Source organism: Micromonospora psammae (genome assembly GCF_036902725.1).
Lineage (GTDB): Bacteria > Actinomycetota > Actinomycetes > Mycobacteriales > Micromonosporaceae > Micromonospora.
In genome coordinates, this window is record NZ_JBAKHM010000004.1 from 1 (window position 1) to 19,546 (window position 19,546).

The 19,546-nt window shown below is 70.2% G+C and carries 18 protein-coding genes; 10 read left to right on the plus strand and 8 right to left on the minus strand.

The window, feature by feature from the left end; all coding sequences use genetic code 11:
• Positions 1-669 precede the first annotated feature (669 nt).
• Together V6U79_RS08565 and V6U79_RS29955 are read left to right on the plus strand one after the other, a co-directional pair.
• Positions 670-1,104, plus strand: a complete 435-nt coding sequence (locus V6U79_RS08565; protein WP_334521724.1) for an SDR family NAD(P)-dependent oxidoreductase — start codon at positions 670-672, stop codon at positions 1,102-1,104.
• Positions 1,105-1,116: 12 nt separating this feature from the next.
• On the plus strand, positions 1,117-1,296 hold the full coding sequence (locus V6U79_RS29955; protein ID WP_503629758.1) for a hypothetical protein: 180 nt from the start codon (positions 1,117-1,119) through the stop codon (positions 1,294-1,296).
• A 161-nt stretch (positions 1,297-1,457) separates the two neighbouring features.
• On the opposite strand, the gene V6U79_RS08570 is transcribed toward V6U79_RS29955, so the two are convergent.
• Positions 1,458-1,982 carry a RidA family protein gene (locus V6U79_RS08570; protein ID WP_334521727.1) on the minus strand — a complete coding sequence of 175 codons (525 nt, stop codon included), beginning with the start codon at positions 1,980-1,982 and terminating at the stop codon, positions 1,458-1,460.
• A gap of 505 nt (positions 1,983-2,487) precedes the next feature.
• Between V6U79_RS08570 and V6U79_RS08575 the strand changes: the two genes are divergently transcribed.
• The 5 genes from V6U79_RS08575 to V6U79_RS08595 all read left to right on the plus strand — a co-directional run bounded on the left by V6U79_RS08575 (position 2,488) and on the right by V6U79_RS08595 (position 8,392).
• On the plus strand, positions 2,488-2,661 hold the full coding sequence (locus V6U79_RS08575; RefSeq protein ID WP_334521730.1) for a hypothetical protein: 174 nt from the start codon (positions 2,488-2,490) through the stop codon (positions 2,659-2,661).
• Between the two features lie 354 nt (positions 2,662-3,015).
• A complete protein-coding gene (locus V6U79_RS08580) occupies positions 3,016-4,218 on the plus strand; it encodes a chitosanase (protein WP_334521733.1) in 1,203 nt (400 codons plus the stop codon).
• A 176-nt stretch (positions 4,219-4,394) separates the two neighbouring features.
• Entirely contained in the window at positions 4,395-6,290 is a 1,896-nt protein-coding gene (locus V6U79_RS08585) for an ABC transporter ATP-binding protein (protein ID WP_334521736.1), read from the plus strand.
• A 357-nt stretch (positions 6,291-6,647) separates the two neighbouring features.
• Entirely contained in the window at positions 6,648-7,472 is an 825-nt protein-coding gene (locus V6U79_RS08590) for a calcium-binding protein (protein WP_334521739.1), read from the plus strand.
• 95 nt (positions 7,473-7,567) lie between these two features.
• Entirely contained in the window at positions 7,568-8,392 is an 825-nt protein-coding gene (locus V6U79_RS08595) for a calcium-binding protein (protein ID WP_334521742.1), read from the plus strand.
• Positions 8,393-8,688: 296 nt separating this feature from the next.
• Here the strand turns inward: V6U79_RS08595 and V6U79_RS08600 are convergent, their stop codons facing one another.
• The 7 genes from V6U79_RS08600 to alr form a co-directional block, all read right to left on the minus strand.
• Positions 8,689-9,360 (minus strand): hypothetical protein, encoded by a 672-nt coding sequence (locus V6U79_RS08600; RefSeq protein WP_334521745.1) that lies wholly within the window; start codon positions 9,358-9,360, stop codon positions 8,689-8,691.
• A 119-nt stretch (positions 9,361-9,479) separates the two neighbouring features.
• Positions 9,480-10,007, minus strand: a complete 528-nt coding sequence (locus V6U79_RS08605) for an STAS domain-containing protein (protein WP_334521748.1) — start codon at positions 10,005-10,007, stop codon at positions 9,480-9,482.
• Positions 10,008-10,192: 185 nt separating this feature from the next.
• Positions 10,193-10,918, minus strand: a complete 726-nt coding sequence (locus V6U79_RS08610; RefSeq protein WP_334614175.1) for a GAF and ANTAR domain-containing protein — start codon at positions 10,916-10,918, stop codon at positions 10,193-10,195.
• 614 nt (positions 10,919-11,532) lie between these two features.
• Positions 11,533-11,814, minus strand: coding sequence for a hypothetical protein (locus V6U79_RS08615; protein WP_334614177.1), 282 nt, complete (start codon positions 11,812-11,814; stop codon positions 11,533-11,535).
• A 534-nt stretch (positions 11,815-12,348) separates the two neighbouring features.
• Positions 12,349-13,524: a UDP-N-acetylglucosamine--N-acetylmuramyl-(pentapeptide) pyrophosphoryl-undecaprenol N-acetylglucosamine transferase gene (locus V6U79_RS08620; protein WP_334614178.1), complete on the minus strand. Its 1,176-nt coding sequence runs from the start codon at positions 13,522-13,524 to the stop codon at positions 12,349-12,351.
• The gene (locus V6U79_RS08625) at positions 13,524-14,552 is read right to left on the minus strand and encodes a D-alanine--D-alanine ligase family protein (protein WP_334614180.1); all 1,029 of its coding nucleotides are present in this window, start codon (positions 14,550-14,552) and stop codon (positions 13,524-13,526) included. The genes V6U79_RS08620 and V6U79_RS08625 overlap by 1 nt, the downstream gene beginning before the upstream one ends.
• On the minus strand, positions 14,549-15,919 hold the full coding sequence (alr, locus tag V6U79_RS08630; RefSeq protein WP_334614181.1) for an alanine racemase: 1,371 nt from the start codon (positions 15,917-15,919) through the stop codon (positions 14,549-14,551). Before alr ends, V6U79_RS08625 begins: the two co-directional genes overlap by 4 nt.
• A 180-nt stretch (positions 15,920-16,099) precedes the next feature.
• On the opposite strand from alr, the gene V6U79_RS08635 reads away from it, so the two are divergent.
• The 3 genes from V6U79_RS08635 to V6U79_RS08645 all read left to right on the plus strand — a co-directional run bounded on the left by V6U79_RS08635 (position 16,100) and on the right by V6U79_RS08645 (position 19,536).
• Positions 16,100-16,834, plus strand: coding sequence for a response regulator transcription factor (locus tag V6U79_RS08635; protein WP_334521763.1), 735 nt, complete (start codon positions 16,100-16,102; stop codon positions 16,832-16,834).
• Positions 16,831-18,486 carry a sensor histidine kinase gene (locus V6U79_RS08640; protein ID WP_334521765.1) on the plus strand — a complete coding sequence of 552 codons (1,656 nt, stop codon included), beginning with the start codon at positions 16,831-16,833 and terminating at the stop codon, positions 18,484-18,486. The genes V6U79_RS08635 and V6U79_RS08640 overlap by 4 nt, the downstream gene beginning before the upstream one ends.
• 174 nt (positions 18,487-18,660) lie before the next feature.
• Complete coding sequence (locus tag V6U79_RS08645) at positions 18,661-19,536, plus strand: alpha/beta fold hydrolase (protein WP_334614182.1); 876 nt, start codon at positions 18,661-18,663, stop codon at positions 19,534-19,536.
• Positions 19,537-19,546 lie beyond the last annotated feature (10 nt).

A 19,546-nucleotide genomic window follows, 5' to 3' on the forward strand; every position in this document is an offset into this window, starting at 1 on the left:
ATCAGGCGCCGGAAAACGTCTACGGAAATCAAAACTGCAACTCGGCTACCGTAGCACATGATCCGTCGTTGATCCCAAGGAGGTGAGTGGACCTGGTCACTCGTCTGCTTGCCCACGCCGCGTGAACGGCACGTTGACCGGGTCCACGATGGGCTGGTCGCAAGACTGGGAAGTCGCAGCGACACCGAGAATCGGCAGGTCGCGCCTGATGCGGCGTGAATTCTAGTCGGGCGCCGTCAGGACGAGCGGTCACGAGGTCCATCCACAAGGGCTCGATCACTCGGATAGGTACCTCGAGCGCGGCGACCATCTCCTGCGTCTCGGGCGGGGAGCGCCGCCGCCGGATGGCGTCACGGACCGTAGCTGAAGCGGGTTAGCGTCGGCATCCGGATCTGGCCGATGAGCGGATGCTGTCTGATTCCGATCGTCGGGGCATCTGGACGCTTGGTGGTTTTGGCATGCTGGGTGCGTGATTGACCTTGCTGGACAAGTGGTCGTCGTTACTGGCGGGGGACGTGGCCTGGGCGAGTCTTACGTTCGGCTGCTGGCGGCCAGAGGCGCGCACGTCGCCGTGCACGATGCGGGAGTTGACCGCGACGGCAGCGGCAATGATTCTGCTCCCGCCCATGCTGTGGCCGGTGCGATAACCGACGGCGGGGGCGCGCCTCCGTGCACGTGCAGAACCTGGCGACGCGCCGCGGCTGCGAGGAGCTGATCGCTGAGGTCCTCACCGAGCACGGACGCATCGACGCACTGGTCCACAACGCAGGCATTGTTCGTTACCACGGCATCAGCGAAGCGACTGCCGACGAGTACGACACGACCATGGCGATCAACGCCGATGCGGCATGGTGGCTTTGCTCGGCGGTGTGGCCGCTGATGCGGACCCAGCGCTACGGCAGAATCGTGCTGACCCGTAGCCGCACTCGGATCCACCGCTGGCCGGCCACGAGGGCGCATAGGGGAGCCAAGCCGCTCGGGCTGGTGCCGGTCGAAGGTTTCGGCTGCCTCGCCGCCACGACGCGCTGGCTCGTTGACCAGCTGCGGTCAATCGGTGACACCGCGTCGCCATCAGCCGCGCGACTTGATGATCGGGGCATGTGAAAGCGGGTCGACGTGCCGGCCGTCGGGGGCCCCGTCGACGGCCGGAACCTACGGGTGCCCGTCAACGACACCGGGCTGCCGCCCGAGACAATCGACCAGAACTGGCTGTGGGTCGAGTACGGCGGGAGCTGCTCGACGTCGACGTTGGAGCCTCGCCCTCATCGATCTCCGGGTCGCCCGCACCAACCGTGACCAGCATGATCACGTAGAAAGACCCATTCTTCACGGCCAACACCAACTCGCTGCCGGCGACGATGACGGTTGGGTCCGTCGACTCAAGTGCCCGGACCCGGCGAGGCCGTTCCGGGACCAGAAGCGGTCACAGGGGGTACTCGGCCGCCCGGTCCACGGCCTCACTGCGGCACTACAGCGATAACGTCGATCTCAATCAGCATTCCGTGCAACGCCAGGGCGGGCACCGGGATCAGTGTCCATGCCGGCTTCCGGTCACCCCATACGCGATCGAACTCCTGTCTCACCACCCCGAACTTCTCCTCGTTGTGGTCAACGACCAGGAGGTTGAACTTCGCTACGTCCGACATCGTGGCGCCGGCGGCTGCAAGCACAGTTGCCGTGTTCGCCAGCGCTTGCCTGAGCTGCGTCCCGAAGTCCTCCGCCAGAAGGCCGTCCTCAGTCTCGCCGCCTTGTCCCGCCGGAAGGATCATCCGCCAGCCGGCCGGGAATACCGCAAGATGTGAGTAGGCGTTCGGCCGGGGATCGTAGAGACCGCTTGGGTTGATGAACTTCAGTTCGTCAACTTCTCCCGCGTGAACGTTATGGGTCACGTCGTTCTTCCCCTCTGTGCCTGCTGTGAGAACGTCTGCCCTCAATGACCTAAGGTTGTCACTCAAAGTGCTTCTATCGTTACCTACCGTCATCGCGAGTCTAGTGCTCCGGTCTCAGGTGATGGGGTGGGAGTCTGCGCAACCTGCTATTCGACGGCGCATCCGGCGCCGGGAGCCGATGCGATCCGATCGTGACAGTGGGCTGGGTTGTCCGGTGGTGCAGCGCGTCCCACGTGCAAGGTATCGACCAGGCATTTCGCCTTGGTGATCTCTTCGGCGGGCCCGAAGAGATCACCAGGGCGGCTATACAGGCGTGAGTCCGTGTCGCCCCTCGGACACCAGTACTCGTGGGGATTCGCACCATGGGGATCTCGATGGCCCGTACCGTGACCTGCTCCAGGCCGGCGTCGCGCCACAGGGCGGCGAGCGGGTCCGGCCGGCACAGCGGGAAGCGCAGCCTTGTCCGTGCCGCCACCCGGATCGGCCTCCGCGGCGGCGTCCCAGAACAGCCCTTTGGCGAACTGGTCGGCGCGGTCGGCCAGTGGGCTGCCGCGGTCCCGGCCTGCCGCGTCGCTGGGGGCCGTCGGTGCGCGGGTCGGTGGGCCTGGCGGTGCTCGCGACCGCCGCCAGCGCCAGAACCGCGATGAAGGCCGGTGTGAGTTCCCCGGCGGCCCTTGCCGACGGCTACGACCTGGTCTTCCTCGCGGCGGCCGGGCTCGGCCTGGCCGTCGCGGTAACCAGCGTGCCGCTGCCATGGTGCCGGCGCGGTTGACCACCGGTTGCGCGGCGTGCTTCCTCGCCGCGCCCTACGTCCACGCGCGACAAGGGGTGCGGCGAGGGACCTCACGTGGCGGGCGCGCCCGTCCTTGGAGTTCCAACGCTCCAAGAGGAGATGCCATCATCTCCGCCGAGGCGTCGTCGGGTGAAGATGGCCGCCGGGCAGTGCCCCGCGAGACCCGTTGGGCCGACATCAGACCCGCTTGGACCTCCGGTCGATTTGACAGTTGATCGACGCACTGCTATCTGTTAACACAGTTTCCTGATGCTTGCGGCACCCACCGGTGCGGATCCGCCGCACCGGGCCACCGACCGGCCGGCAGCACGCCGCCCCTTCCCGAGGAGCGCCATGGTTCGCACGAGAAGAGCTGCCTACATCGTGGGCGCCCTGCTGATCGGCGTCGGGGCGGTCGGCTACGGCCTTCCGTCGGCCAGCGCCGCGACTGCGGGCCCGATCACCGGCCTCGCCGGCAAGTGCGTCGACGTCGCCGGGGCCAACCCGGCCAACGGCACGCCGGTTCAGCTCTACGACTGCAACGGCACCGCCGCCCAGACGTGGACGGTCGGCAATGCCGACAGCTCGGTCCGGGCCCTCGGCAAGTGCCTGGACGTCACCGCCGCGTCGACCGCCAACGGCGCCAAGGTGCAGCTGTACGACTGCAACAACACCGGCGCCCAGAAGTGGACGGCCAGCAACGGTGCGCTCGTCAACTCCGGCTCCGGCAAGTGCCTCGACGTCACCGACCGGAGCACGGCCAACGGCGCCCGGTTGCAGATCTGGAGCTGCGCGGGCACCCCCAACCAGCAGTGGACCCTGCCCGGTGGGAGTGCGCCCACCCCCACCAACCCGGCCGGGGTCAACCTCGACGACCCGGCGAAGAAGGACGTCGCCATGCAGCTCGTCTCGGCGGCGGAGAACTCCTCGCTCGACTGGCGCGCGCAGTTCTCCTACATCGAGGACATCGGCGACGGGCGCGGCTACACCGCCGGCATCATCGGCTTCTGCTCCGGCACCGGCGACATGCTCGAACTGGTCGAGGCGTACACGCGCGCCAAGCCTGGCAACGTGCTGGCGGCGTACCTGCCGGCGCTGCGCGCCGTCAACGGCACCGACTCGCACGCCGGCCTCGATCCCAACTTCCCCCGCGACTGGCGGGCCGCGGCCACCGACCCGGCGTTCCGGGCCGTCCAGGAGGCCGAGCGGGACCGGGTCTACTTCGACCCGTCCGTACGTGACGGCAAGTCCGATCAGGTCCGCGCGCTCGGCCAGTTCGCCTACTACGACGCCGCGGTGATGCACGGGTACGAGGGCATGCGGGCAATCCGTAACCGCGCTCTCGCCCGGGCGAAGCCTCCGGCTCAGGGCGGCGACGAGCGGGCCTGGCTTCACGCCTTCCTGGACGAGCGGGGCATCGAGATGAAGAAGGAGGCGGCCCACTCGGACACGTCCCGCGTGGACACGGCCCAGCGGGTCTTCCTGAACAACGGCAACTTCGACCTGATCACGCCGTTGGCGTTCGCTGTCTACGGCGATCAGTACCGCATCGGCTAGGTTCCGGCGGATTTGATGGCGACGGGCGCCGCGGCCTGCTCGGCCTGCTGCCAGCTCGGGCTTCATGTACCGCACCAGGAACGGGAGCTACCCGGGACCGCACCGCCTATGCCTCCCGCACGCCGGCTTGACCTCAACCTCACTCGAGGTTCTAGCCTGCTTTCCGGAGGTACGGCATGAGCATGGAAGTGACCGCGTGGATGTCTCTGCACCACGCGATGAACGCGCAGGACGAACGACCACTGTCGCGGGCGACGTTGAAGCGCATCGCGCGGTTCGCACGGCCGCACCGCACCATGATCATGAGGTTCCTGCTGTTGAGCGTGGTGACGGCGGTCCTCACGGTGGCGGCGCCGGTCCTCGCCGGTCGGGTGGTCGACGCCATCGTCGACGGCGCCGACAGCGACATCGTGATCCGGTTGGCGGTGCTGATCGCCGTGATCGCTCTGGCCGAGGCCGGCCTGGGTCTGGTGACGCGGTTCCTGTCGGCAAGCATCGGTGAGGGACTGATCGTCCAGCTGCGCACGGCCGTCTTCGACCATGTCCAGCGCATGCCCGTGGCGTTCTTCACCCGGACCCGCACGGGAGCGCTGGTCAGCCGCTTGAACAACGACGTGATCGGCGCGCAGCGGGCCTTCAGCGACACCCTGTCGAGCGTGGTCGGCAACGCCGTCACACTGATCCTGACCCTGGCGGTCATGCTGAGCTTCTCGTGGCAGATCACGCTGCTGGCGCTGGTGCTGCTGCCGATCTTCGTCCTCCCGGCCCGCCGGATGGGTTCGAGGCTCGCCCAGTTGCAGCGCGAAGCGGCCGAACACAACGCGGCCATGAGCACCCGGATGACCGAACGCTTCTCCGCGCCCGGAGCGACACTGGTCAAGCTGTACGGGCGTCCGGCCGAGGAGTCGGCCGAGTTCGCGGCCCGCGCGCGGCGTGTGCGCGACATCGGCATCCGCGCCGCCATGCTCCAGTGGGTCTTCATCACCGCGCTCACCGTCGTCGGCTCGCTGGCGTTGGCTCTGGTCTACGGGCTTGGTGGTCTCTACGCCCTGCGGGGCAGCCTCGACGCCGGCACCGTGGTCGCGCTCGCGCTGCTGCTGTCGCGCCTCTACGCGCCGTTGACGTCGCTGGCCAGCGCCCGGGTCGAGGTGATGAGCGCCCTGGTGAGCTTCGAGCGGGTGTTCGAGATCCTCGACCTCAAGCCGCTGATCCTCGACAAGCCCGACGCGCGCCCGCTTCCCGACGGGCCGCTCGCCGTGGAGTTCGACGCGGTTCGGTTCGGCTACCCGTCGGCTGACAAGGTGTCGCTCGCGTCCCTGGAGGATGTCGCGAAGCTCGATACGCGCGGCGGCGAAGAGGTGCTGCGCGGCGTGTCGTTCCGCGCCGAGGCGGGGCAGATGGTCGCCCTGGTCGGGTCCTCCGGAGCGGGTAAGTCCACCATCGCCCAGCTCGTGCCGCGCCTGTACGACGTCGAGGATGGCGCGGTGAAGCTCGCCGACATCGACGTACGCGACCTGTCGGCCGAGTCGATCCGGACGGCACTCGGCGTGGTGACCCAGGACGGGCACCTGTTCCACGAGAGCATCCGCGCCAACCTGGCGTTCGCCCGGCCGGACGCGACCGAGGACGAGATGTGGGACGTACTGCGGCGGAGTCGACTCGACGCCCTGGTCCGCTCACTCCCGGATGGGCTCGACACCATCGTCGGTGAACGCGGGTACCGCCTGTCGGGCGGCGAACGGCAACGGCTCACCATCGCGCGGCTCCTGCTGGCTGGTCCCCGTGTGGTCATCCTCGACGAGGCCACGGCGCATCTGGACTCCACCTCGGAAGCTGCGGTGCAGGACGCCCTCGCTGAGGCCCTGGCCGGTCGGACGAGCGTGGTCATCGCGCACCGGCTCTCCACCATCCGCGCGGCCGACCAGATCCTCGTCATCGAGGACGGACGCGTCGTCGAACGCGGGCGACACAGCGACCTGCTCGCCGCTGGCGGCCGGTACCAGGAGTTGTACCGCACCCAGTTCGACCAGGAAGGGCCGCCGGTACCGAAGGAGCGCGTCGCGACCGTCTGAGAAACGTCTTCGTACCGCCGCCCGACACGGTGCACCCCGAGCAGGAGGTCAAGGACGTACTCGACATGCTCGGGTGCGACGGCCTGATCCTCGTCGAATCCGGCCACGTGTGGACCCACGGCCTCGGCGAGCAGAAGCGATACGCAGTCCAACACCATTCGTCAATACGCAGGTGAATATAGTCGCAGCGTATCCGCAAAGCGCCGGTTATTAATTGCCATGGAATTCATGAAGGCAACAATGGCGTCATCGGATAATTGTTTCCGGGCCCTTGTTTCCGTGGTCCCGTGCCCCGAGCATCGTCGGTGACACCTTCGCTTTCCACCGGTGTCCTCGATGTTCCAGGAGGGAAACACGATGTTTCCGAAACGCCGGTGCGCGCTGTTCGGCGCGGCGTTCAGCGCGGCCGTTCTGGGGATGCCCGCCGCATCGGCCCAGGCCGCGGACGCCCTCGCCGACGGCAGCACGCTCGTCAACCGCACGGGTTCCGTGCTCACCGTGACCGCGGGGATCAACCGGGCCAACGACATCACGGTCCGGCTGGTCGGTGCCACGTACGTGGTCACGGACCAGGTCGAAGGGGTGAGCGCCGGCGGGGCCTGCACCCAGGTCGGCGCGGAGGCCCGCTGCCCCGCCGCCGGGACCACCGAACTCGTCGTCAACGCCGGCAACCTCGACGATCGCGTCACTGTCGACCCCGGCACGTCCGCCCCGGTCGGCGCGTCCCTGCAGGGGGGATCGGGCAACGACCGGCTGGTCGCCGGCGCCGGCAACGACACCCTCGACGGAGAGGAGGGCGTCGACACGCTGCTCGGCGCCGGCGGGAACGACACCCTCAACGGCGGCACGGGCGGCGACTCGGCGTTCGGCGGTGCGGGCAACGACAGCGTCGGCGGCCAGGAGGGAGCCGATTCGCTGCAGGGCGGCGACGGCAACGACGTGGTCGAGGGCGGCGGGGGAGCCGACCAGATCGCCGGCGACGGCGGAGACGATCTGCTCGACGGTGGGGTCGGCAGGGACCGGGTGGCCGGCGGCGTCGGCCGGGACACGCTCCTCGGCGGTGGCGGCGACGATGTCCTCGACGGGATCGACGGGCTCGGCGGCAACGACCGGCTCTTCGGCGGAGCGGGCACCGACACCTGCTTCGCGGACCCGGGTGATCCGGCCAACGAGTGCCCCTGACCCGGCCGGGGTGCCGGACCGGTGACCAGCCGGCGCCGCACCCGGCCGGGAGCCCGCCCGACAACCGTCACACCGATCGACAGGGAGTTCACGCCATGAATGCCAGGAACAAGACGCTCGTCGTGACGGCAACGGCTCTCCTCGGCCTCGGCCAGGCGGTGGCGGCCGGCGGCCCGGCCGGCGCCGTCGACCGCGACCACGGGCAGCCAACCGTCTCGGCGGACGCCCCGACGATCGCCGCTGTGGAGGGCACCGTGGTGCGGCAGGTGGGCGATGCCGTCCTCATCGACGCCCGGCCCGGCGTCGTCAACGAGATCCGCATCCGCCGACAGGGGCAGAGCCTCGTCGTGTCCGACCAGGGGGACCAGGTGCTGGCGGTGGCGCCCTGCGTGGCCGATGGGAACAGGGCCGTCCGCTGTCCGCTGCCGGTCGCGCGCATCTCGGTGGAGAGCGGAGACCTGGACGACGACATCCGGGTCGCGGCGAACGTGGACATCGCCGGCACGCTGGACGGCGGTAGCGGCGGAGACGTCATCGAGGGTGGACCGAAGGACGACCGCATTGTCGGCGACCCCGCCGTGGCCACGGCCGGTGGCCAGCTCCTGGCCACCCCCGGCAACGACACGATCATCGGCGGGCCGGGCAACGACACCCTCGACGGCCTCGGCGGCAACGACACCATCTCGGGCGGCCCAGGCAACGACACGCTGCTCGGCAACACCGGGAACGACACCCTGCACGGGGAGAGCGGCAACGACACCCTCAACGCCGGTACGGGCAACGACACCCTCGACGGCGGAACCGGCAACGACACCCTCGACGGGCTCGACGGCGTGGCGGCCAACGACTCCCTCGACGGGAACGTGGGCTTCGACACCTGCACCTCCGACACCTTCGACCCGGTCGTCAGCTGCCCCTGACCGCACGACGCGGTTCCCACCCGCCCGGGCGGCAGGTGGGAACCGCGTCGTCTCGGGTGACAGCGCCGGCGGCTCCAGTCGGTGCCGGACCCAGACGTTCCGCCAGCGGAGGGGAGGATCCACCGCCGCGCAGCGGCGCGGCAATGGGAGAACCGGGGACAACCCGGCGGCGAGATCCCCGCCCCCGGTTGCGCACTCAGGGGGACGTGCGCGACCCAGTACCGCCGCTTGCCACTCCTATCGCGCCGGTGCTGTTCGGCAGTCCACCTGAGCTCGGCGAAGCCTTGAGAAACAGCTCAGTCGAGCACCGACTCGCCCCCTGGATAAGCGAATGACGAACGCGGCGAGTAGAAGCCCCATACGACCTCCAGTGGATCGGCCGGACGCAGCGCGTAGACCGGGTGGTCGCGATCCAGGAACTCCAGTGACTCCACCTCGAAGGGGTCGACCGGGGCAGCCACGAAAGGGTAGTTCCCGCTGATCAGCTTGCCGTCCAGTTTGGTGAGGTAGCGGAGTTGGCCCCGGTTCACCGCATCGCCGGTGCGGCCGACGCGGGCTGTCGTCCTGATCACGGGTACGCCGTCCGCCTCGGTGGTGGCGACCAGCCGGTGCCCCCTCACCTCAATGCTGGTGGTCCCCGCCGTGGCCGGGACGCCTCGGGCGGCGGCGTAATCGCGGACCACGGGGCTGGAGTTGAAGTAGTGCGTCCACCAGCGACCAGGCGTGATCCCGTCCGGGGCGTCGACTCCGGACAGGTCCGGTCCGAGATAGGTGAGCGAGTAGGCGCCGAAGCCGGAGGTCTGCCCGGGGTCGTCGACGACGTACTGGTTCATGAATACCTGGCGGTTTGGCGTCGGCTTGAGCCCGGCGGGCACCAGGGCGGCCACGGCGTCGGGGTCGGCCGGTGTCCAGCCGAAGTAGATCATCCTGCTGTTCACGACGAGCTGCGCAGCGACGAGTTCGGTCATGAGGGGAGCCCCTTCCGCGTAGACCATCGATATGTAGCCGCGACGCTACGGAGAGTGCCAGTGAGAGACAATGACTGATTGACGACAGGCGATCGAGGGCTCCTCCTCCACGCCCAGTGTCAGCGGGAGAAGCCCGGCGCACGTGGCGTCGTCGTCGCGGGCCAGTGGTGTGGCGACCATGAAGGTTGCCCATCGTCAGGGGTGCGCCGCACCGGCGTCACCAGGGCAACGGTCGTCGATCGTGGGCGGGGAGGCGCTCCGTCTGCCCGGCTGATCCGGAAGCTCGCCAGGGCACCGGTTGTGGCGAGGATGTAGGTGACACACGGCGCGGGATCGCGCAGGAGGAACGCGGCTCCAGCGGTCGCCGCAATGTGCTGGGCCTGAAGCAGCGCGCTCACAGCGTGCGCGCTGAAGAACCGCACCGCGAAGAGGTCCCTCGCGATCATCGGTGCCGGCGGGCGGCAGACGCACTCCACCAACTCGGTGAGCAGGTGCGCGTTGCTCATGTCGATCTCACCCGAGACGGTGACCAGCTTCGCCGAACCGTCACTCGTCAGGGTCAACGACGTGATCGGTTCACCGAGCCGATCGAGCCCCCGAGCAGACCGACGGCCAGCGCGCGTACGAGATGTTTCGTTTGCTGACATGCCGCCTCCGCTGTCCACCGGCGGCCCGCCCGTGCCGCACGAGCTGCGGCCGGAAAGGCCCTGGAGGGGCGCATGTCTTGACCCGTGACGTGTCCCTACCCCTGTGTGCCGGCCCCACACCTGTGAATGGTCGGCGCGCAGCCCTGTGCCGCTCACCGTGACGATCATGCTCGCCCCAGCGGTGGTCAGCCGGCGCGGTCATCCCCGGATGCTCTGGCGGCCCGGTCGACGAGGGCCTGGGCCACGTCGCGGACCTTGCGGTTGGAGTCCTGCGACACCTTCGCCAGGATCGCGAACGCCTGGGCCGGGGTGCAGCGGCGCTCGCCCATGATGATGCCCTTGGCCTGCTCGATGACCGCGCGGTTGGCCATCGCCTCCTGCATCTGCCGGGCGAGGGTGGCGGTGCTGTCGTAGAGCTGCGCATTGGCCAGGGCCACCGCGGCGTACGCGGCGAAGGTCTGCAGGACCTCGACCGTGTCGTCGTCGAAGGCGTGGGGGATGCGGGCGTAGACGTTGAGCGCTCCGACGACCGCGTCCTGGATGGGCAGGCCGATCGACACGGAACTGGCCAGTCCCGCCTTGCGGCCGCGTTCGGCCCAGTCGGGCCACCGCTCCTCGGTGTCGAGGTCGGGTACGGACAGGACGTCGCCGCTGGTGGAGGCGTCGAGGCACGGGCCGCGTCCCTGGGCGTACTGCCGCTCGTCCATGTCGCGGGCCAGGTCGTCGGTGAACGCCGCGGTGTGCGCGGTGCCGCCGCGCACCAGCGTGACCGACGCCTCCACCGGTGTGGGCAGCACGCGTTTGGTCAGTTCCGCGACGCGTTGCAGGACGTCGTCGAGGCCGACTTCGCCGAGCTTGATGCGGCCGAGTTCGGCGAAGGCGTCGGTGGGGTCCGTCGGCGGGCGGGTCATGGCATCAGGTCCTCACGGCCGGCACGCCGCCAGAACCAGAAAGGGGTGGGCGTGCGGATGGCGGCCCGCGCGCCGCGGACCGCTGCACGGACCCACCGGGGCGGAGCCGGGACCTACGTCCGTTGCTTGACGCCGGTTCGCCACAACCGCTGCCGCGGTGTGGACTACAGGTTCTTCACGGTACTCCCTCTTCCCGTTGAGCCTCCCCATCGAGCGCTGTCGCGGCGCTGTCGGCAGCGCCCGGTGGAGGGCGAGCGAGGCGCGGGCCATCACCGAGAGATGGTGGTCACCCGACCGCGGAGTTGAACCGGCTCGTTGCCAGCAGGATCGTGGCATCCAGGGCAACGAGAGCCCCAGCGAGTGGTCCATGACGCTATCGTGCCGGTGCTCGCACCAGGGTGACGCGCCGGCGCTAGTCAGCGGCCACGGCTGTGACGAGGGGCCCCACAAGATCAATGGGGCGTAGTAGCGCAGCACTTCCCAGCCGGGCACCGGACGTGCGGGTTCGTCGCCTCCACTTCCGGACCATCCGGGCGGCACGAAGTGGAACGTCTGGTTCAGGACGAAGTACACGCTGATGGCGACGAGCAACGAGCCGCCGGCCAGCGCGACGATCACGACTGGCCGCGCCGGGATCGACCGGCCTCCGAGCAGCGGTACCCAGTGCGGAACCTGTTGTCCCCAGCGGTGCACCAGCCCGAGTGTCGACAGGGCCAGCCCATCGACAGGGCGGAGAGGAAGATCATGTACCAGGTGGTGACGGCATCGTCGGTGAACACGAGGGACAGTCGCCAGACCGCGGACGGCAGGACGCAGAGCGGGACGGCGTAGGCGGCCCAGACGGCCCAGGGTGACGGGGCAGCGGCCAAGGTGCGGTCAGGGTCGGTGAAACTCACGATTGCTCCTACCACACACCGACCGTCACGAACCAATGCTCTGCGGCGACGGACAACAGCTCATCCCCGCTGGAGGGGAATGCACTCCCGCTGCTGGGGGAGTGCCGTTTCCTCCTGGTGGCCATCGCTTTCGCCGACGGCACCCGCGACCACGACCGGCCCGAATCCAGCCGACACCGGACCGCCGCCGTCTGGATCCGGGCGGGCAGGATCGCCACCTACGTCGCGATGGCGTGCCCGCTGCCCTACGCGCTGATCCGGCTGGCGTGGTCCCGGGGCTGGGCCGTTGGAGCACCGGAGCCGTTCGTCGTGCCCCTGCTCCGCAACCAGCCGGAGAACGTGTACATCGAACCGACCCTCGCGTCATTCGCAATAGGTGGCGCCGTGCTGACCTCCGGGCTGGTGTGCAGGTGGGGCAGGGTGTTCCCACGCTGGCTCCTGGGCTGCGTGTTCCGCAACCTGGCCGCACGCAGGCCACGACTTCCCCGTTCTCGCTCAGCGGGATCGCCGAGCTTCGCCGATCGGACAGCAGGATCATGACCGGTATCGCGCAGCGGCGTCGATGATCGCGCTGGCCACGGCCGTGGCCGCGTCGGGCCGGCCGTGTCGACGGGCGGCGTCGGCCAGCTCGCGGCGTCGTTCCGGATGGTCGAGCAGCACCATGATCTCCTCGTAGAGGCGGTTGGCGGAGGCGTCGGGGCCGGCGAGCATGCGGGAGGCACCGGCGTCGGCGAGGTGCCGTGCGGTCCGCCGCTGTTCGTCGCCGCCGGTGGGGATGAGCGGGATGAAGACGCATGCCTTGCCCAGGGCGGTGAGTTCGGCGACGGTGCCGGCGCCGCTGCGCGCGACGACGATGTCGGCGGCGCTCAGGACGTCGGGCAGCTCGCCGTGGACGTAGTCGACGACCCGGTACCTGCTGCGCAGGTGTTCCGGGAGGGCGGCCGCGACCTGCCGCATCCGGTCGAGGGAGTAGTCGCCGCACTGGTGCAGCACCTGACATTTCGGCAGGAGCCCGGGGAGGATGTCGGCGATCAGGTTGTTGACCTGGACGGCGCCCTGGGCGCCGCCGGTGACGTACACCAGCGGCAGGCGCGGATCCAGGTGGTACGCGGCGAGCGCCCGGTCGCGATTGCCCATGAGGATCTCGGGCCGGATCGGGTTGCCGGTGACCACCGCGCGGGTTCTCGCTCGGGCGGGCAGATGGTCGATGGAGGACTCGTGACTCAGCAGGACCCGATCGGCGAGGAGGGCGAGGATCCGGTTCGCCAGTCCGACCGTGAGGGTCTGCTCGTGCATGACCAGCGGGCGGCGGGTCATCCAGGCGGCGATCCCGATCGGGACGCAGACGTACCCGCCGGTGGAGAAGACCACCTCGGGGCGGGTGCGAGCCACGATCATGATGGCCTGGAAGATGCCCAGCGGCACGCGGAAGGCGTCGGCGACGTTGCGGCCCCACTCGTGCAAATTCGGCGAGCGGCGCAGTTTGCCGGTGGTGATCGCCGTGAAGGCGATGCCCTCCTGCCGGGCGATCCTGGCCTCCAGTCCGTGGGCGACGCCCACCCAGCGGACCTCCGGTGCGGTGCCGGCTGACGCCAGCCGGTCGCGGAGCGCTCGGATCGTGGTCAGCGCCGGGTAGGTGTGCCCGCCCGTCCCCCCGCCGGTGACGATCATGCGGAGGCCACGGAGATGTTCCGCGGTGTAGACGGCCATCAGCAGGGACTCGGGCAGGCAAGGGCGGTGTCGCGTCGCTGCACTGCGCCCTGAATGAGGATGTCGAGCAGTGCGGAGTAGCCGACGCCGGCCCGCTGCCAGATCTGCGGGTACTGGGAGGCGGCGGTGAATCCGGGGAAGGTGTTGACCTCGTTGATCACCGGCTCCCGGCGGTCTCCGGTCCACCCCGTGCCATGATCGGCGTCCGGATCCGGGAGGAAGAAGTCGACGCGGAGCAGCCCGCGGCACCCGAGCGCGTGGAACGCCCGCACGGCCCGGTCCTGCAGGAGTCGGGTGGTGCCGGGGTCGAGTCGGGCCGGAATGTGGAAGACGGCACCGCCGTCGTACTTGGCGTCGTAGTCGAAGAAGGCGGCGTTCGCCACCTGTATCTCCAGCGGCGGCCCGGCCTCGACGCGACCGTCGGGGTGCTGGAGGACGCCGACGTCGATCTCGCGCCCGGGCACGGCGCGTTCGACGAGAATCTTCGCGTCGCTCTCACGCGCGAGCCGCAGGGCGGCGGGCAGCTGCGCCCATTGTTCGACCTTGGAGACTCCCAGGCTGGAGCCGGCCCGGGCCGGCTTGACGAAGACGGGCAGCCCCAGCCGCTCCTGATCCCGCGACGACAGCTCCTCGTCGGGCCGCAGCGTCACCCCGTCGGCCACCCGCAGGCCGTCGGCGGCGAGGAGCTTCTTCGTGACCGGCTTGTCCATCCCCGCGGCGCTGGCGAAGACACCGTTGCCGACGAACGCGACGCCGAGCCACTCGAGCATCGACTGGACGGTGCCGTCCTCACCGTACGGGCCGTGCAGCGCCGGGAACACCACGTCCTGGTCGCCGAGGATCCGCAGCGCCTCCGCGAAGGTGGCCCGGTCGCCGTCCACCCGCCATCGGCCGTCCCGCTCGATCAGCACCTCGGTCACCTGGTAGGCGGCGGGGTCGAGGTGAGCCAGGATGCTCTCCGCCGAGCGCCGGGAGACGTCGTGCTCCCCGCTGCGCCCACCGAACAGCACCGCCAGACGAACAGTCATGATGTTGCCGCTTCCCCGTGTAGGTGTACGCGCGCCACTCGCGCGCCGATTCCGGTCAAGACCTCGTGCGGGTTGGTGCCGGCCCACCGCGCCCACTCGGCGGCCGACGGCTCGGCCGGGTCGGGCGAGCCGGGCTCGGCGCCGGGGCCGAAGACGACCACCGGATCGCCGAGCGCCACCGGCAGGTCGCCGACATCGACGACGCACTGATCCATGGCGATGCGGCCGACGATCGGGCAGCGCCGACCGGCGAGCCAGACCGACGCGCGGCCCTCGGCGGTGCGCGACAGGCCGTCGGCGTACCCGAGCGGCAGCAGGGCGAGCGTGGTCGGCCGATCGGTCACCCGATCGGGGCCGTAGGACACGCCGGTACCGGCGGGCACGCGCTTCAGGTTGATCACCCTTGACCGCAGAGTCATGGCGGGCCGCAGGCCGTAGCGGCGGGTACCGCTCGCGCCGAACGGGTCGACGCCGTACATGGCCAGCCCGATCCGGCAGAGGTCGAACCGGGTCTGCGGGGCGGCCAGTGCCGCCGCCGAGTTGGCCAGATGCACCACGTCGGGGTCGAGCCCGGCCTTCCGAGCGATCCGCAGCGCCTCCTGGAACGTCGACAGCTGCCGGGCGATGCTCGGGCAGCCGGGCACGTCGGCATTCGTCAGGTGGGACCACACCCCGCGTACCCGGAGGCTGCCCTCCGCCTCGTGCTTGCGGGCCCACGCGACCAGCTCGGGCCATTCGTCGCCGCTGGCACCGTTGCGTGACAGACCGACGTCCGCCTTGAGGTGGACCACGGCCGGCACCCCGAGGTCCGTGGCCGCGTCGGCGATCGCGCGCAGGTGGGTCACGGTCGACACCGCGATGTCGACGTCCGCGGCGATCAGGCGGGTGAAGTCCTCGTCCGGCCGGTGCAGCCAGCTCAGGACGGGCGCGTCGATGCCCGCCGAGCGCAGCGCCACCGCCTCCGTCGCCGAGGTCACACCCAGCCAGGCGGCGCCGGCGCCCAACGCCGCCCGCGCCACCGGCACCGCGCCGTGCCCGAACGCGTCGGCCTTCACCACGGCCATCAGCCCGGTGCGTGCGATCGCCGCGATCGTCCGGATGTTCTCCGCGATCGCCGCGAGATCGATCACGGCCTCGGCCAGCGGGACGGTCTCGTTGCTCACACCGGTCCCCGCGCGCCGGCCACCCGTGCCCGGCGTCACCCCGGCAGCCCTGGGCTCGACGCGCGGTTCGTCCGGCGGTTCGGCGGCCCCGTGCCCGCCGACCGTGGCGGCCCGGCGCACCGCGAGCGTTTCCCGGATCCGCCGCCGGGCCGCCCGCCGCTGTTGCTCGTCGCGGCGGCCCGGTTGTGCTGGTTCGAAGATCATGTCCGGCTCCTGACTGACACGACGAGCACCGTAGGCAGCCGGTGGTGAAGAACCCTTGAAGAAGCCGTGGGCCGGCTGTGCGGATATCCCGCTCGCCGCTCTCCGAAGCCCGCCCACATCAGTTCTTCACGGGTTTCGGGTTTACTTGACCCCCGCCACCACCAGGCAGAATGGGGAAACATGAGCGCGCGGATCCTGGTCGCCGAGGACGACCCCAAGCAGGCGAACCTGGTACGGGTCTATCTCGAACGCGAGGGGCACAGCGTGCTGCTGGTCGGCGACGGGCGGGCCGCGCTGGACCAGTGCCGCTCCCGCCGGCCGGACCTGGTGGTCCTCGACGTGATGATGCCGGTCCTCGACGGCCTCGACGTGTGCCGGATCCTGCGCGCCGAATCGGAGGTTCCGATCCTGCTGCTGACCGCCCGCACCACCGAGGACGACGTCCTGCTGGGCCTCGACCTCGGTGCCGACGACTACCTCACCAAGCCGTACAGCCCCCGGGAGCTGACCGCCCGGGTACGGGCGCTGCTGCGCCGGGCCCGGGTGGTGACCGCCGACAACCGGGCGGTGCTGCGCGTCGGCGACCTCGAGGTGGACGCCGGCCGGTTCGAGGTACGCGTCGGCGGCCGGCCGGTCGCCCTGACGGCCAAGGAGTTCGGCATCCTCGAGGTGCTCGCCGGCGAGCCCGGACGGGCGTTCACCCGGGCGCAGATCATCGACCGGGCCTTCGGATTCGACCGTTTCGTGCTCGAACGCACCGTCGACGCGCACGTGATGAACCTCCGCCGCAAGATCGAGGACGACGTCGCGGAGCCGCGGTACGTGCAGACCGTCTACGGCCGCGGCTACCGGCTCGCCGAACCGGAGCCGGCGGCCACGCCGACGCCCGAGGGCACGCCCGGAGCCCGCCGGTGAGTTTTCGGCTCCGGGTGCTCTGGCTGGTCATCCTCGTCGCGGTGAGCGCGACCGCGGCGACCGCCTGGTTGACCCTGCGGCAGGCCTCGCAACAGATCAACGACTCGGCCACCACCGACCGGGCGCAACTCGACGAGGTCGTCGGCCGACTCACGACGTACGGCAGCCGGCACGGCACCTGGGAGGGCGTGCCCGACCTGGTGCGGGACCTGCGCGCCCAGACCGGTCAGCGGATCCACCTGGTCGCCGACACGGGCCAGGTGATCGTCGACACGGACACCCAGGAGGACCGCACCGCCCGGCCGCTCGGCACGATGGTCGGGGTCGTCGATCCGCGGCCGGTTCTGAACCTGGCCGCACTGCCGGCGGAGCCGGCGAGCCGGCAGAAAGGTGTGGCCGGTGCGATCGCCGGCTACCGCACCGGCGTGCGGTTCGCGGCCTGCCTGACACGGGAATCCGTCCCTGTTGTCGCTGCACCCACCAGCACGGGAGTTCCGCAGTTCGACGCCGACCTGCACGCCGTCGACGTGCGCGATCGCCCTGGTGTCGCTGAGATCGTCGACAACTGCGCCGACGTCGCGCAAGAGCCGGACCGGGGCCTGGCGGACACTGCCTCGGTGCAGGTGTGCGGCACCTCGACGGTGGAATCACTGGATTCCTGCCTGACCCAGGCCTTCACCAACGACATCCGTGACGTCGCGCCGGCACCCGCCCGGGTCTATCTCGGCGCTCGCGGCGATCCGGCGGCCGTGTTGACCGCCGGTCCACTGCTCGCCGCGGCAGCGGGCGTCGCGACGGTCGCGGTCATCGGCACCGTGCTGCTGAGCCGACAGGTGCTGCGCCCCATCGACACGCTCACCACGGCCGCTCAGCGGCTCGGCCGGGGTGACCTCACCGGACGGGTTCCCGTGCGGGGCAACGACGAGCTGGCGGAGCTGGCCCGGTCGTTCAACCGGATGGCCGACTCCCTGCAGCGCGGGGAGGAGCGGCAACGCCGGCTGGTCGCCGACGTCGCCCATGAGCTGCGCACCCCGCTGGCCAACCTGCGCGGCTATCTCGAGGCGCTCTCCGACGGCGTGATCACGCCGGACCAGGATCTCTTCGCGTCGCTGCACGAAGAGGCGGTGCTGCAACAGCGCATCGTCGACGACCTGCAGGACCTGGCCCTGGCTGAGGCCGGCAACCTGGCGTACCACCGGGTCACGGTGGATCTGGCCGAACTCCTGGAGACCTGCCGCACCGCCCACCACGCCCGGGCGGAGTCAGCCGAGGTGTCGTTGCGCGTGGCGGCCGAGCCGGTCGAGGTGAACGCCGATCCCGACCGGCTCCGCCAGGTGGTGGGCAACCTCGTCACCAACGCACTGCGGGCCACCGCAGCGGGTGGCAGCGTCCGGCTGGTGGCGAGCCGCACCGACACGCAGGCGATCGTCCAGGTCGTCGACACCGGTTCGGGGATCGAAGCGGACGCGCTGCCGCACGTGTTCGACCGGTTCTGGCGGGCCGACGCCGCGCGGGGCCGCCGTACCGGGGGCAGTGGCCTCGGCCTCGCCATCGCCCGGCAGATCGTCACCGATCACCAGGGCACCATCACGGTCGCGAGTGAGGTCGGCGTCGGGACGACCTTCACCATCACGCTTCCCCGCGCCGACTAGCACGGTAGAACTCCCGCGCCTCTGGCAGCCGGTCGGTCTGGTGGTTCCAGGGCTGTTCCTAACGGGTGGCGCCATTGGCGTACACGACGGTGTGGATCTGGCCGCCGCCGGCCACCGTGGGCCCCTCGCTTCGCTTGACTGGCCGCAACGCCTATCCGAGAAGAGGCATCAGAGATGTCCATCCCCGCGGTCAGGCGCACCGCCCACCGCCACGTCGACGTCGACGGCGTCAGCGTCTTCTACCGCGAGTCGCTCCCCGAGAGCCCCAACGCGCCGATCCTGCTGCTCCTGCACGGCTTTCCCTCGGCCTCGCACCAGTTTCGCCGCCTCATCGACGCCCTCGGCTCCCGATACCGGCTGATCGCTCCGGACTACCCCGGCTTCGGCTACACGCAGACCCCGGACGGCTTCACCTACTCCTTCGACCGGCTCGCCGACGTCGCCGAGGGCTTCGTCCAGCAGCTCGGACTGCGGCGGTTCGTGATGTACGTCTTCGACTTCGGAGCGCCGGTCGGCTTCCGGCTCGCCGAGCGGCACCCCGAGTGGATCGCGGGGCTGGTCGTGCAGAACGGCAACGCCTACACCGAGGGGCTGTCGGACGACGCCCAAGGCCTGCTCTCCCTGCGTCCCGAGACACCCGGCGCCGAGGACACCATCCGCGACCTGCTCACCCTGCCCGGCACCCGCCGCCAGTACGAGACCGGCGTCGCCGACCGCGAGCTGCTCGCCCCGGACAACTGGACCCTCGACCAGCACTTCCTGGACCTGCCGGGCCGCAAGGAGGCGCAGACGGCGCTGGCGTTCGATTACCACACCAACCTCGAGCGCTACGGGCGCTGGCAGGCCTGGCTGCGCAGCCACACCCCGCCCACTCTCATCACCTGGGGAAGCAACGACCCGATCTTTCCCGAGCCCGGCGCCCGTGCCTATACGCGCGACCTGCCCGACGCCGAACTCCACATCTTCGACACCGGCCACTTCGCCCTCGAAGATCATCTGCCGGAGATCGCGCCGCTCATCGCCGACTTCCTCGACCGCACCTGGAAGTAGTGGGGACTGT